Below are 15,422 nucleotides of genomic sequence, written 5' to 3'. Positions count from 1 at the left end.
TGGGCGCGGCGTAGATGGGGGACAAATGTTGTGCGCCAAAGGACGTAGCATACTGTGACACTGCCGGCTATATTCAGTCATCATCCACTGCGCCGGATGAAATATCGTTATCACCATATTCCACGTCTGCCGGTTCATTTTCGGTCAGTATGGCGGCATCCACGCTGAATATCTGAGAAGGCAGGGTAAAGTTGCGCAGCTTCAACAGCGCGAGCGGACCGTCGCCCAATTCCGTACGCAGCAGCCACTGAAGCTGTCGATTGTCCGGCGCAGACACGGTCAGCCGGTACAGACCGTCGTTTTCCTTCCGCCGCTTCATTTTCTCCAGCATTCGGATAACGCCCCACGGACCGCTGTCGTTTTCAAACAGCCGGGCACCTGCCGCGGTTGAGGTCCAGGTCAGCATTGCGCCGGGTTTATTCATCACCCCCGGCCAGCGGATGCTCTGCCAGTCGGCAAGCTGGTTGAAATAATGCAGTTTCTGACCATCCAGGGTCAGTTGCGTTTCAACAACTTCCGGCATCGCTACCCCCTGCATCTCAAAGCTGATGCCCTGGCTGCCGTCAGTAAACAGGATGTCGGAAAGTTCGCTCAACTGGTTAATCGCCTTCAGGAACGCCGGACTGAACGCAAGCCCCTGACTGTTGGTGCTGTCGGCCACCCAGGTGCTGCCCTCCCGGTGCAGCACCCCGCCCAGCTGCGTTGTCAGGAAGTGATCGATGCGCCCGCTGTCTCGGCGGATGAACGCGGCCAGCATCGGCAGCGAGGCATCATTATTTCCGGCGGCAAAAGGATAACGGCCGTCAAATGCGGAATGCCAGTTAGCAACTACGGAACGCTGCCATGCCTCGTTCAGGCTGGCCGCCGATGGCTGAAGCACGGTCTCCCAGGCCTGGGCCAGCGGTTGAACGAACATCGTGTCACCAAAACTGCTCCACTCCTCGCCAAGACTCGCCGCCACCAGGCTGCCGTATTCCCGGGTATCGGTCAGGTCAACGCTCTTGCCCTGAAACACCGTCTGCGCCAGCTGCTGCATCATCGCCTGCGGATCAGGGGCGCCCGCCACCTGCTGAAGCCGCAGGCGCACGCGGGTCAGGCGGGTGAGATACGTCTGGAGGCTGAGCGAGCTGTCCGCCGCCATAACGTTCTGCGCACTGTTTTTTCCCATCAGCGCCAGAAGCGGCCCAAATGTGCCGTCCAGCGGGCTGACTGGCCCGGCGGCCTGCTGGTCAATCACCGGCTGCTCGTCTTTACCCAGCAGATTTTTCGCCGATTTCACCAGCGAATCAGCTATCGCCTCTTTCTGCTGCCCGGTCTGCCCCTGGTACGCCAGCGTGTTCATCAGGGCAATCAGCGGTGACTGGCGCACATCGCCTGTCAGGGTCAACTGGTCGGTGACGTCGGCGATATTGTGTGCGGGATTCAACCGGATACTGTTGAGGAAGTTCAGCCATGCGCCAGCGAAATCGGTGAAGTAGCGGTCCGTCAGGCGCTGTTTCAGCGCCTCCGGCGACACAACGCCTGAGACCGTTTTGCGGTTATCGCTTAGTACCCAGTCAATTTCATCGCGCCGTGAGGCCACCGCTTTATCAATTGCATCCTGAACGCCCCCTTCCCACGCCTGACGGGTGAACATCCCCGGCACTACCTCCTGCGAGCTGAACAAGCGGGCGGCATCGGTCTGCGGTGTCATATCCTCAAGAGTCATGTCAGCATAGTTGCGCCGCACCTGCGTGAGCATATTCTCGTACAGGGTGCTTTCGGCGTTCCGCTGGCCAATTTGCTCCAGCAATACCTGACGCACCTGGGTCACCAGTTGTGTGTCCGGCGTGATTTTCCAGGACGGCTGAGACGGCAGGTTCTGCACGTAAAATGTCCACAAATCCGGTGCAATACTCTGCCACAACGCCGGAGAAACCGCGGTACGGGCAGGCCGGGTGCCTGTCATCACCTGGGTGTAAAAGGCCGCATCCGCTTTATCCGGAAGCGCCATCATCAGGTACGCTTTCAATTGGTCGTAACCCGTTTTCGCAAGTGCAGCCCGCTGCGGGCTGCGTGGCGGCAGGTTTGCCAGCACGGTCAGTTTTTGGGTCAGTGCCTGTACTGCCGCATCGCGGATCAGTCGGTTGTTCGCCTGCGTGTACCAGGGCATCAGGGCGGCTGAGAGCGGCGCATTGTGGTCAAGACCGAAACGCTGGTACCAGGGAGCACCGTGTGCCTCCTGGTTCTGCATCCGTCCGATATCATTACGCAGTAACTGTAACGCCATCAGTTGTTCATCATTAATAGCCGGATGCTGTACCAGCTGTTGCACCCGCTCAGTAGCGCTCACAATATGCTGGCGATTGACTATAAACGAGAGCAGGCTGCAAGCCCCCCACAGGGCAATCAGCGCCAGCAGGCTGATGCCGAGGGTACGCTGCCAGGGCATCCCAACCGGCACACCGCGCGCACGAATACAGTCATCCGTCACGCCCTGCCACACCGCCGGAGCGGACCAGCGGTGGGGATGAAGCCCCTCGCCAGTCACGTTCTCCGCCGTCAGCGACGGGCTGAACATCAGGCCGCGCAGGGGAATACGCTTCAGGTGCTCCGTCAGCCATGGGGTCAGCAGCGTGCGCCAGTGGGCAATGCCGTTTTCCTCAAGAGCGCGTCCGAAACGCAGCAGAAAATCGTGGGCCGGGTTAGCGCATATCTGCGCCATCCCCTGCTCTCGCAGGGACGGCAGAATAGCGCGGAGATGCCGTTCAGCCACCTCCGGCGTGGCCCGTGCCGGGAACAACGCCCCCAGCGCCTGAGTGGCACGCGTCTCCTGCGGCCAGTCGCTGTCATGCACCTGCCAGAGGTAGACCGGCGGCTGGTAGTGCAGCGCCTCCCCGACCTGTTCCAGCGTGCGGAGATGGTTATCCAGCGTACCGGCTGTTGTCTGTGTATCATTCAGAGCCAGCACAATGCCGTCGAGCGGACGGCTGCGGCGCAGTTTACGCAGGGCGGCAAGGCGCTCTGCGTCCGGTGCAGATAACAGGCTGCCGCCGTAAATCAGCACCGTTTGCCTACCCTCCAGCCACTGTTTCTCTGTCAGACCGGGAGCAATGGCGGCAATGTGCGTAGGTTCGCCGCAAACCAGCAACAGACTGACTTTCCTGCGCCAGAAGAGGTTATAGCGGCGACGGAGGTGAGCCACCAGTCCGGAAAACGTACTGTCAAAAAGGGGGGCTTCCGGCGATGTTTTTTCCTCACGAGGAACATCATCTCCCTTCATTTCCGCACGCACCTGCCGGAAGCTCTGCCGCCCGGCAAAACGAGCGCCATAGAATGTCAGAACGGCAAATAACAGGCTACCTGCCACAGCAACACACAACCCCGCCAGCCAGCGGATTTGACTTACGCTACCTGGCGTCAATCCCGCTTTTTCCGGATACTGCCAGACTACAAAGCAGGCCAGACCCATCGTTACAGCCAACAACAGCATTATCAGCCAGAATCTCATCTCTGCCTTTTTCACCGGCAATGGAAAATATCTCAATTATGGTTCTCCTTCCCTGACAGATAAGGTGTTATCACCGTACTCCACATGACTGTGCCGTTCTGTTCACCGCTAATAATCAACTGGTTTTCCTGCATCTTCACAGCCGCCTGTGTTGCAACAGCAATCGCCAGCCAGGGAGCTGCACACCCTGCCTGTCCCAGTGCAGTATCAATGTCATACTGCGCCGTATTCATGTCCACGCCCTGAAGCGGCGAAAGTCCATTCAGAGCGGCTATCGCCTTTTGCCCACTCACGGACAACCCGGCTCGCCATAAATGATGCACGTCCTCCGGCTGCACTGGCCCCCAGTCCATCGCTTGCGTAATGTTTTCCGCCAGCGTGTCCGGTACGCTCTGTTCCGGGCGGTGCAACAATGCAAACGGCGTGAGGGTGTTCTGCGTCAGTCGATTGCCCAGCAACAGCGCAGTCACCGCTTCCGCCGAGCCATCCGGGTTCTCCGGGGCAATCTGCAACGCAACCACCAGCAGCAACGTGTTTTCGCGGATACGGTTATCCAGCCAGCGATCAATCGCCGTCAGACCGTGGCCTTCGATATATTCTAACTGCTGCCGGATGCCGTTCTTTTGCCAGACATCACGCCACAAGTCCCGCACCCGCTGACTGGATACAGAAGTATCGGCCTCGAACAGCACGGTCACTGACTGCTCATCGGGATACTGACCGAGTGAAACAGCCAGCGCTGGCAGTAAATCCGCAAAAATCTGCGACAAAAACACATCAGGAGAAATATCGGTAGGGATGATGCGGCTGTGACGCGTATTACCACCTCCTTGCCAGGATGTCTGCGCACGCAGGGCGCTCTCATGCTGAAAAAATGCCTCTGCAGAGGGGAAGCGGAACCGCTCCTCCGGGCTGCTCAATGCGGTAATATACGTCCCGTAGAGGATTTGTAGCGTTCTGCGCCCACGGCGAACGGCCTGTAGAATGGCGTCTTCGCGGTGTTTATCCCACGCATTTGTCTGAATTTGCCCAAGCAGATAAACCATCTCCCGGCACCATGCTACGGCCAGCCACAACAGTACCGGGATACCAACAGAAACCAGCCACAATTCGACTGATTTGACGGGTAACCCTGAGAACCACGCCCAGAGTGCCCCGGTCACCAATATTCCGGCCAGACCTTTCAGCCAGCGCGATCGAACTGGTGGTTTTGGCCGTAGTGCAGGTTCAGGAATTAAATTTAATTTAACAGGCATGAGTACACACGCTTATTCATTATGTTTGATGCCACAGGAAATTAATGGCACGCTTTATCATAACAACCTTTAGCTATCATAATGGGTCTTCAATTACGCCCCTGTGTTAAAGTCCAAAAACAATCACGACAGTTATTTTGTTATAATCGACATATAAATCATTACTTTTACCCTTTCTTATTTTAAAAAAGACGACATTCGTTCCCAACAAAATATTTATCTAAAAGCACCAAACTGTCATTCACTACTAAAAAAGACACACTGACCTACTTAAAACCGACACTAAAAACAGATAAATAATCACCATACTCATTTAAAAGATCAAGGATTCGTTAGCGAATGATATTAATAGTGCAGGGAAAGCATAAAAAACATTCACTGACGGTCCCGATAATCATTTAAACCATTCCGATAATAAGTATGATGAAGGCAACTCGTTTCAATAGAGCATCAATATTACTAAACACAACATCCTCATTAACGCAATGAAGGGGCTGCTGTCGTCACCTGTTATTCTGACTGCCTCCTTACTGAGAACACTGTTACATATTGGAAAAATAACCTGAAGAAAAGAACCTCACAGGGTAATCGTTTTGATGCGGGGGGCCGTACGCGACTCCTGATCAATGTCCTCCGGCCAGCGGATGGTGTTAAACGGCGTCCAGTTCCGTGGGATATCCGTATATAACGGATAGTTGGTCATAATGAATAGCAAAAGATAATTTTAAAGGATCCTAAATCATACGATCAGTGAACAATAAATGTCGTTTCAACGGCATAAAACATGTGCGTTGGATAAGCTTTCCCTGACCGAAAGCCAATCCTGCCCGTTTGATTCCGGCGTGGTCCGGGACTCAATGTCCAGCGCTTTCGGCCAGTACATTTTCTTTTTACGGGGTCTCCCGTCGCCTGGCAGATCATAGAGCGGATCCATCACCACCGGCTGGTGCTGCATATACCGGCACCAGTGGCTCCATAGCTGACGCTGGTGCTCTATGTAAAATACCGCCCGGTTCAGAATGAAACGCTCAACAACCTCATGGGTTCCGGGTTTACATACTGCACCATACAGGCGAAACCCTTGATCGTAGCGATCGGACTCACGACTGATTTCACCGTGTACATCCGCCCAGTCATACACCCTGACGGTGGTCGGCCATTTCACCCACGGGTTCCAGGCTTTACGGTGATGTTCAAAAATATAAATCTTCTGGCGTTTGCGATTAAACCGGATAGGTTGATCCCGTGGAACAAACAAAGCCATCCTTAAATTCAACAAAATCATTGAAAATGAAAAAAGTAAAAATAAAAACAACATCAACAATATATTAAATTTAAACATCAAGGGGTATAAGTCCACCGCCCCCCATAAGACTATAACAGTTGGAATTATCGTTGCAATAACGCCCAACCATGCTCCCCCCACATAATATTTTCATAGCGAGGAATTTCCATCCAGGTATCATTAATCTCTGTGACCTGAATTAACTTTCCAGGCACGACTTGCTTTTCATTGTTCCCAGGCAAATCTTCTTCCCAGTTTTTTAGTCGGGGAGTGAGGAGCGGCTCGCGCGAAAAATAGTTATCTATTGCGGATTTGATCTCTTCTGCCGTAGCCTGTCGCAATACGTCTTTTGCTCGTTGCTTTTTTTTATTCATCCTTGCGCATCCTAATCAGTGACTTTCAGATTCAGGGTCATCAGACTTTGTGGATCGGTTTTATCCGGCCAGTAATCTACATTGAGTACCGCCTGGCTGTAGAGAGTGCTATTGACCCATGCCAGCCCTTCTAATACCAAGGCATTCGTATCCCAGCGTTGTGTCAAAGAATTATTCAACGGGAGGTTCGGATGGCGAGGATCCCGCAATATATGGGAACCATCATCTGTTGTTGCAGAAGCCGTATCTTTAATGTCTTTCAGACCATACTGACTTATCAGCAATAATTTAGTTCCGTCATCTCCTTGCGCCACAAGCTTAAGATTCCACGCTGATTCGCTGCTGTTACAGCCTGGTAACCTGACACGCATTTTAACGACATCCGCAGAACTATCCCATTCATCCATCAGATCCTGGTAGGCCACTTCAGCCGTCATGCCGCTGACAATGACCTTATACGCCATCAGTGCATCGTATAAATCTTCGAGGTTATGGATATCCCATACTGGATCCTTGTCGCCGCGCTTATCCGTCACGCCAAAACAGCCATCACTAAGCCACACTTCAAAGGGGCTTCTGGTGACATTTTCAGCCTGAATAACCATTGCAGCCCCAGCCACGATCAAAAGCGCAGCCAGCCCTGCTGGTCCAATTAGTGCAAACGAGCAAGCGTAAGCAGAATAGATGAAGAGACCACCACCAACGACGGTAACGACGCTGGCTTTCCAATACCAACCCGCTGCTTTAGACTCTCCAGCCTTTTTTGCTTCACGATATTTAACCCACATCCCAATCCCATCAATAATGGACGCCGCACCCGCAATCGCTCCCCCCAACCGTAACAGCGGGTGAACATACATCGGAACACCCTTCACGATAACATTCGGCGGCAGGTCCCACGGGTTTGCCCGCACCAGCATATGGACAAATCCACTGGTTTCTATCGCAGAACTCACCACCATGGCCATATTTGACGCTAACGTTAACTGCGCAATGTCACCATTAACTGCGGTTTTCACAGCTTTAATATTTTCTGCCAGCGCCGATACCTGCAGGAATAGCATTCCTCCTCCCAGCATCCCGCCCAGAGCATTACCACTGATTAATCGTCGGGATAACTGGACCTGCCCTTCAATCACATTATTAAGCTGGCTTTGAGACAGTTTTACAGGGGTGCGACTTACCGTGTTATCCAGAGAGACGTCTGCAATACGCAACTCAGACAACTCATTGAGTCTGCTTATATCGGTAAGCTTGCCGTTATTTAAAGAAGCAATAAAATCAGCAGGCGTGGCGTCTGCAACCATTGTCAGCGTCAGTTTTTGTCTCAACACTACCGGATCGTTGATTTGTGGAAGACTGTTAGCAGAGACTTTACGTAAGGCTCGCTTACCGTTTCGTAATTCACCACCGTATTCAATTGATTTTCCATGCATTGAAAGCTGGACACGTGCAATATCACGATGCAACTGCTGATATTCCCGGACAGTCATCGTCACATTGAATACCGTGACTTGCCTGCCTGTCATCAGATAGGTATTCCCCTGAACAATTCGGCTGTAGCCATCCAGTGCCGCCTGATCCAGTTTTGCGCTCAGGCGACTAAATGCGCCGCTCATTGCCAGCATGCGTTGGGCAACAGCCTTTTGTACGGCTTCTGAATCAATCCAGTCGCCCACCTCTTTCACACTCAACAATGCTTTCAGATTGGTGTAGCCACCGGTTCCTGCGTAAACCGCTTCCAGTAAAGATTTTTGATTACCTAACATTCCAATGAAGGCAGGGCTATTGGGATCTTTTAGCCATTTTAACCAAACCTTTTCCGTCGCCTCATCGGTACTTCCTCCCTGAATGCATGCAGCCATTGTCGATAACTGAGCAGCCCATCCGGCAGGACATGTCTCTGGAGAGTAATCGTCAGTGATGACCGACAGCCAGCTTTTTGCATCGTACCAGGCGTTAAGGTCTTTTCCGATAGCATCTATTCGCTTCTGGTAGTTTTGCAATGTCTGCTGATACTGCGCGGCGAATTCGGCACGTTTCGGTTCATGATAATATTCCTGCAAACGTGCACATCTTTCGGCATAGGTTTCCTTCGCGACCTGCTCTTTCGGAATGGTTCGCCCGGCCACAGGATATCCGCCTGGCATCGATTCATGCCGGGGTTTGCTGCTTTCATCAATCACTGTTTTCAACGAAGCCAGGTATTGTTCAATTGCATCAGAAATCATGTGCTTACAGCGTATTTCCGGCAATTCATTATAATCCTGACGCGCTTCCACAATTTGCAGTCGGCTGTTGTTCAACTCCTGCACCACGCCCACTTCATCGTCTAAGGCCAGCGCCGCTATCCGACATTGATACTGAACACCCATTTGAGCAACCCTGATCCCAAGGGCATTTGCACTTTCCAGTCGCGGATAAAAACCATGCGCTCCCCCGCTTCGTTTGCCGGTTATTTTTTCCGTGTTGCCAAACACCTCAGTGGCAAACTCTGCCACGCTGGCTTTCAGTGAGGCCAGGGATGGATCCATCACCAGCGCTTCAGGCACGCTGGTCGGATCTTCTTTAAGCGCAGCCAGTGATATTTTTGTAAAGCGACTGTCATGCCGCATCTCTGACTTATAGCCTGCGAGTACCTCTTCGCTCCACGGATCGCTGCTGAATGCCAGCCAGGCCTCGCTGTATTTTTTGTCATCAATATTAATAAAACCCGCATTGATACAGTGTCCCTGTTCCCGGCATGCCTTGCTTATGGGTTCAACCTTGTCTCCTTCCGGCATCGCTAGCGGATCAAACTGCCTTAAATCCCCTTCGGCAGTGACTTGATAGCCTTGCCAGACTCTTTTATCCAGCAATACGTATAGATACCCCATGCGCAGAGTGCGCAAAGCATATTTAAATTCACCTCCTGTCAGAGCAATATCCTGCTTCGGAACAGTTGGCTTCCAGCCCGAGTTAACCAGCGCTTTTGGTACCGCCGCCACACGCAGTGGAAAAATCGGTAGACCGGTTCGCTGGCAGGCTTTGCACCCTGACGGGGTTGATGCGGCCTGTTCACTGGCATCGGCATACTGGTCAATTTTCTCATCAAACGTCATGGCGATGCACTCCTTTATTTACGGCCTGCCCAGTTATGGCTTTATTCTTAATTTCCTGTTTTATCATCTCCGGCAGCGCCTGCAGACGTCGGGATAACCGTATGGAAGGATCGACGATGACCTGCTGTATCAGATCTTTTACTGCTGAATGATGTAAAAGATCCACACCGAGTCCCAGGCACCAGGCGGCTAAAAAATAGCTGTCCCTTGTGTCACTCAGGCCAGTTTCCACTGTTTTTCTCCACATCATCGCAGCCTGCATCGCCGCATCAGAAGGCATGACGGCGGTGACAGCGCCCCAGGCTTTCAGGATATGTCCGACAGCACACACATTTTGTTGCGTCCATTCAGCCCCCCAGTTCAGACGCCATTTCTCATCCGGTTTGTAACCAGTCTGGCAGTCAATTTCACCCGCCACAGTCATATAAAACCATTGATTTACGGGCCAGATACTCCCGGCCAGCCCATCTACAGGACTCATAGCCTTTAACAGTTCAAAACGTAGCGGTTCAAAAAACGGTAAAAACGCATGACTTAGCCTGTTGCACTGTTCTGCCAGTGAAACCGCAAGTTGTTCGGGCTTCTGTGAACTGACAAGCCAGCCACAAAGATAACGTTTATCCTGTAACGCCTCTCCGCGCGCATAACCTTCTGTGTCATCAAGCCACGGATAATGACTTTCTTCACCTGGTGAGGCCAAAAGAACCAGCAGAGGGCAATGCTCTGGTGAATATGCAAGATCGCGACGCAGAACAGGATAAATAGCGTGCTCTCCGGGACTCTGCTTTAATTTATGCAGATATAATGGATTAACACTGGATACTGTTTTCAATGGATCCAATAATAAATAGCGATACATATCAGGATATTGATTGAGTTTTTCTGTCAATGTACGGTGCGGATTAACTGCTATTGGGTCATCCATTATTTTGCCGCCTCTATGCAGGTTGCATCTTCTGGTAACTCAGGTGGTTGATACTGATAGGCCTGCGGCATCTGCCGATTAAAACTGGCACTTTTAACATTTACATCACCAGTCGTTTTTATTGTTACACCAGACTTTTCAATAATCAGCGCTGTTTTATCGCACACTAACGTGATTTTTTTATCCGAAGTAATGTAAACCTCGCCATCCTTACTCTGAACCTTCATATCTTTCAACGAGACCAATTCCATTGCATCGCCCTGGGCCTGTATTTCCACCTTGCCTCTGTTGGCGAATATCTTTATTCCCAGCGATTTGGCAAATAGACTGATAATTTCGCCAGCAGCTACGGTGAATTTTTTAAACACACTGAAATCGCTGTTTTCTGCAGAGGTCTGGATAAAATTATTACCTGTACTGATCTGGATACTTTCTGGTGAGACTTGGGCAATCCCTGCTGGAGCACTCAATAGTAAAGCGGCCTGCTGTAGCTCTTTAATTGATGATTCCATCAGGTTTTTTTGTGCTTCCACTTGTGCCAGTTCCGCCTTCGCTGTTTTCACTGCCTCACTCAACGACTGCGCCAGCCCCTGCGCCTGTTGAAGCGTTTCCAGCGCTGCTTTCATTTCAAGCTGTTGACCCTGCGCTTTTATCTGCGCATCCGCAGTGATAAAAACTCCCTTTCCACCACGGACTGCAATCCAGTCATCAGTTCGCAGCTCAGCTCCCTCGCCACGTTGCTGCTTTTCCTGGTCCACCAGATGACCAAGATTCACCTGGCTCTTGCCGCCGTACTCCGTGCTGACCTTGATATGTTCCTTCCCGCGCGTGTCGTCGAGGCGAATTTTGTTGTTCGCCGGCGTGCGCAGAACGTTGCGTTTGTAGTTCTGAATGGTCACGTGGTCCGGGTGCGCTGAGTCGTGCAGCACGCCCGCAATGTACGGGCGGTCCGGGTCACCCTGCTCAAAGGCTATCGCCACCTCTGTCCCGGCCAACAGCGGCAGGTGCAGGCCGTAGGTGTCCCCGGCGTACGGGCGGGACTGGCGCACCCACAGGCTTTCCTCGCCCGGCTGCCAGTGGTCGCGATCAAACAGCAGGTTGACCCTGTAGCGCCCGTCGCGGTCGATATGACCGTAGATATCATTCGTTTTCGTGCTGGTCACCCGGGCCGGGAGCGTACCCGCCATCATCGGTTTATCACCCGGCTCCGGACGGAAGCCGTAATCCTCTGAATACGGAATGGCGTGAAAGGTGACCTCAAAGCTGCGGTCGCGTCGCGCCCGGCTGTGCGTTTTCGTGATAACCACGCCCTGGCGGAAGATGTCCGTCACCTCTTCCCCGCCGGTCACCTTCAGCTCCCGGCCAGGGAACAGCGTTGCGCAGCTGGTCTCACCGCTCAGCTGCGTCTGGCGGTTCAGGTAGCGCTCATGGCGAATGCGGGCATAAAATGCCCCGCTCTCCGGCTCCGGATTACGCTGCCCGGCGCTGCCCGCCGTCAGGTAATTATCCGCCCAGTGGTACGCTTCACCGTAAGTCGTTTTATCGCCCCGCGTCACATCAGTGCTCTGGCTCATGTCCTCCGGCGCATTGCGGTAGTTGTAGTCGCGGGTAAAGACGCTTTTCTCCACCACCTGGTAATGTGTTTCCATCCCCCATACCGACTCCGTTCCGCTGTCATGCTGGCCGGAAGGCGGCACCGACGGCAGCGTCAGCCCCTGCTCGTAGTGGCGCTGGTCGTCGTAAAACTCCACCACGTCGATGTTCAGCCGCGTGTCCGCGGTAAAACGGAACCAGATACCCACCTCCGCCAGCAGGCGGGAAATAAAGGTCAGGTCATCCTCACCGAACTGCATCACCTGTTCACGCCGCGGGTACTCGTTTGCCAGCGAGAAAACAAAATCTTCCCCCCGCATGTCGTGGCGGGTGCGCAGGATATGCTCCACTATCTGCGGGACCGACATATCCTGGTAAATCCGGTTCTGGTGGCTGTGGGAGAGCAGCGCCAGACGTGGCTGCAGGGCCAGTGAATAGCGGGTTTCATCTTCAGACGTTGAGAGCCGTTCAAACGCCGTCACCACACCCTGGATCGTGCGTACCTGCTCCTGTACCTTTATCCCGAATCCCTGGTCCACAGGTGCCTGCAGGGTCAGCGACGCATCCTGCATCAGCATGTGCTGTGCCGTAATGGCTTTGTCACTGCAAGTGAACTCAATCACATACTTAAAGGGTTCGCTTAATGCCTCATGCCCTTCAAAACACAGGACATCCGGCAGCGATGTGCAGTCGCTCACCTTTAACAGGTGATGGCTGTGGCTGAAGAGCAGCGGTTTAGTCACGCTCATGCGTTTTCTCCTTCATCAAATGCCAGCACAATCCCTTCATCCTCATCCCAGCCGAGGGTAAGATGCTGCGGCTTCTGCCCCGCCGCCATGTGAGCCAGCAGCTGCTGGCTCAGCACCGGCAAAATCTGCTGGTTCAGCAGGCTGTCGATGTTACGCGCCCCGGTGTCCGGCAGCAGGCAGGCGTCCGTCAGCGCGTCCAGCAGGCCGTCGGCAATTGTGGTTTTCATGCCGTAGTGGCGCGCCAGGCGTTTGCTCACCTGGTTCAGCTTCATCCCGACGATGGTGCGCATGGCGGGTTGTGTCAGCGGGCGGTAAATCACCGTCTGGAAGCGCGCCAGCAGCGCGGGCTGGAAGTGGTCACGCAGGATGGGGCGCAGCAGTTCGTGCAGGTCCCCGTCGCTGGCCTCCGGCTGTTCCTCCAGCATCTGCATCAGGTGGTCGCTGCCGAGGTTCGAGGTCATCAGGATGACCGTGTTGCGAAAGTCGATTTCACGCCCCTCGCCGTCGCGCATGAAGCCCCGGTCAAACACCTGGTAGAACAGGTTCATCACATCCCGGTGCGCTTTCTCGACCTCATCAAGCAGCACCACGCTGTACGGGCGTTTCCTGACGGCTTCGGTAAGAATGCCGCCCTGGCCGTAGCCCACATAGCCCGGCGGGGAGCCCTTGAGCTGGCTGACGGTGTGCGGCTCCTGGTATTCGGAGAGGTTGATGGTTATCAGGGATTTCTCACCGCCGAACAGCTCATCGGCCAGCGCCAGCGCGGTCTCGGTCTTGCCGGTGCCGCTGGTCCCGGTCAGCAGGAACACGCCCTGCGGGCCGTTCTCCGGCGCAAGGCCGGTTTTGGCGGCGCGCAGGCGCCGGGCGATGGCGTTCAGCGCCGCGTCCTGGCCCACCACGCGCCGGGCCAGGTTATCCTCCAGGCTCAGCAGCTCCGTCTGCTCGTCCTTCATTAACGAGGAGAGCGGGACCCCGGTCCAGTCGGCAATCACCGTTGCCACCGTGCGGGCGTCCACGTCCAGGCCCAGCAGCGGGCTGCCCTGCTGCACACAGGTGAGCCGCTGCTGCAGGTCCGCGATGTCCGCGTGGCGGGAGAGGTCCTGGCGGCATTCCGAGAGCTGTTTTGTGAGGTTCAGCTCTTCCCCGTACCGGGCTTCCAGGGCACCGAGGTCGCGGGTGATGCGGCTCTCCTCCTGCTCAATCGCCGCCAGACGTTCGCCGGACAGGGTACTGCCCATGGCGGTATCTTCCAGCAGCGCCTGCTTCTCCATATCCAGCGCCGTGAGCTGCGCCTTCATCCGGGTCAGCGGCTCCGGGACGGTGTCGAGGCTCATGCGCACACGCGCCGAGGCGGTGTCGAGCAGGTCCACCGCCTTGTCCGGCAGCTGGCGGCCCGTGAGGTAGCGTCTTGAGAGGGTGACGGCGGCGCGAACCGCCTCATCCGTGATGTGCACCCCGTGGTGCTGCGCGTAGCGGGACTTCAGCCCCCTGAGCATCAGGCAGGCGGTGTCGTCGTCCGGCTCGTCGACCTTCACCATCTGGAAGCGGCGCTCCAGCGCGGCGTCGCGCTCGAAGTACTGCTTGTACTCGCTCCAGGTGGTGGCGGCGATGGTCCTGAGCTCCCCGCGTGCCAGCGCGGGCTTGAGCAGGTTGGCGGCATCCGCGCCGCCCGCCTGGTTGCCCGCCCCGATGATGGTGTGGGCCTCGTCGATGAAAAGGAGAACGGGCAGCGGGGACTGCTGCACCGCCTCAATGATGTTTTTCAGGCGCTGCTCAAACTCGCCCTTCACGCCCGCCCCCGCCTGCAGCAGGCCGAGGTCGAGGGTGCGCACGGCGACGGGTTTCAGGCTCTCCGGCACGTTGCCTCCGGCAATGCGCAGCGCCAGCCCCTCCACCAGGGCGGTCTTGCCGACACCCGGCTCGCCGACCAGAATCGGGTTGTTCTTGCGCCGGCGCGAGAGGATGTCCACCATCTGGCGGATTTCATTGTCGCGGCCGAACACCGGGTCGATTTTGCCGTCGCGGGCGCGGGCGGTGACGTCGAGGGTGAACCTGTCCAGGGCGTTCTGCAGCGCTGACGACAGTTCGCCTTCTTTCACTTCAGCACCAACCGGGCGGCCCACAAACTCAACCTCATCACTTTTGGTTAATTCCTCTTCCTGCTGCACCTCCTCCCGCTCATCGGACTGCGTATCCAGCAGCCCGCGCAGGCGCGCAAGCTGGCTCTGCCCGGTGGTGGTCAGCGGCCACAGGCCGTCGCAGCGCAGGAGCGACGGCTTTTCCACCACCGCCATCAGCAGGTGCTGGCTGCGGATATGCGTCTCCCCCGCCAGCGAGGCGTGCAGCCACGCGTTCTGCATCAGGGTCTGCAAACCGTCCGAGAGCTGCGGGCGGCTGCGCACCGAACGCGGAAGTGTCTCCAGGAATGCCAGCAGGTCCTGCCATATCGCCTCCATGTCCCACTCGTAGCGGCGGGCAATCACCGTGATGTCCCCCTCGCCCTGCTCCAGCAGCTTCAGCAGCCAGTGCTCGGGCAGGATTTCCGCATGCGCCCGGGTCTGACACAGGGAGGCGGCTCCTTCCATTGCACGGGCGCAGTAAGGGTTAAGACGACGTAGCAGGATGGCTGGATTTTCCATGAGATTCTCT

At 55.1% G+C, this 15,422-nt stretch carries 8 protein-coding genes; all 8 read right to left on the bottom strand.

Annotated features, from left to right (window positions below; translation table 11 throughout):
* Positions 1–73 precede the first annotated feature (73 nt).
* Positions 74–3,526 (bottom strand): ImcF-related family protein, encoded by a 3,453-nt coding sequence (locus I6L58_RS00840; protein ID WP_176399444.1) that lies wholly within the window; start codon positions 3,524–3,526, stop codon positions 74–76.
* Positions 3,523–4,653 (bottom strand): hypothetical protein, encoded by a 1,131-nt coding sequence (locus I6L58_RS00835; protein ID WP_140418821.1) that lies wholly within the window; start codon positions 4,651–4,653, stop codon positions 3,523–3,525. Before I6L58_RS00835 ends, I6L58_RS00840 begins: the two co-directional genes overlap by 4 nt.
* Positions 4,654–5,515: 862 nt before the next feature.
* Positions 5,516–6,157 (bottom strand): DUF6708 domain-containing protein, encoded by a 642-nt coding sequence (locus tag I6L58_RS00830; protein ID WP_176399445.1) that lies wholly within the window; start codon positions 6,155–6,157, stop codon positions 5,516–5,518.
* On the bottom strand, positions 6,136–6,405 hold the full coding sequence (locus I6L58_RS00825) for a hypothetical protein (RefSeq protein ID WP_088209193.1): 270 nt from the start codon (positions 6,403–6,405) through the stop codon (positions 6,136–6,138). The genes I6L58_RS00830 and I6L58_RS00825 overlap by 22 nt, the downstream gene beginning before the upstream one ends.
* 11 nt (positions 6,406–6,416) lie before the next feature.
* The gene (locus tag I6L58_RS00820; RefSeq protein WP_088209194.1) at positions 6,417–9,506 is read right to left on the bottom strand and encodes a T6SS effector BTH_I2691 family protein; all 3,090 of its coding nucleotides are present in this window, start codon (positions 9,504–9,506) and stop codon (positions 6,417–6,419) included.
* Positions 9,496–10,431: a hypothetical protein gene (locus I6L58_RS00815; protein ID WP_088209195.1), complete on the bottom strand. Its 936-nt coding sequence runs from the start codon at positions 10,429–10,431 to the stop codon at positions 9,496–9,498. The genes I6L58_RS00820 and I6L58_RS00815 overlap by 11 nt, the downstream gene beginning before the upstream one ends.
* Positions 10,431–12,773, bottom strand: coding sequence for a type VI secretion system Vgr family protein (locus I6L58_RS00810; protein WP_088209196.1), 2,343 nt, complete (start codon positions 12,771–12,773; stop codon positions 10,431–10,433). The genes I6L58_RS00815 and I6L58_RS00810 overlap by 1 nt, the downstream gene beginning before the upstream one ends.
* Positions 12,770–15,412 carry a type VI secretion system ATPase TssH gene (gene tssH / locus I6L58_RS00805; RefSeq protein WP_217060246.1) on the bottom strand — a complete coding sequence of 881 codons (2,643 nt, stop codon included), beginning with the start codon at positions 15,410–15,412 and terminating at the stop codon, positions 12,770–12,772. Before tssH ends, I6L58_RS00810 begins: the two co-directional genes overlap by 4 nt.
* Positions 15,413–15,422: the final 10 nt, after the last annotated feature.

Origin of the sequence: Enterobacter cancerogenus (assembly GCF_019047785.1) — a bacterium.
Classification (GTDB): Bacteria; Pseudomonadota; Gammaproteobacteria; order Enterobacterales; family Enterobacteriaceae; genus Enterobacter; species Enterobacter cancerogenus.
Note: the sequence above shows the minus strand (reverse complement) of the source record. Positions and strands in the feature narration are given on the sequence as shown.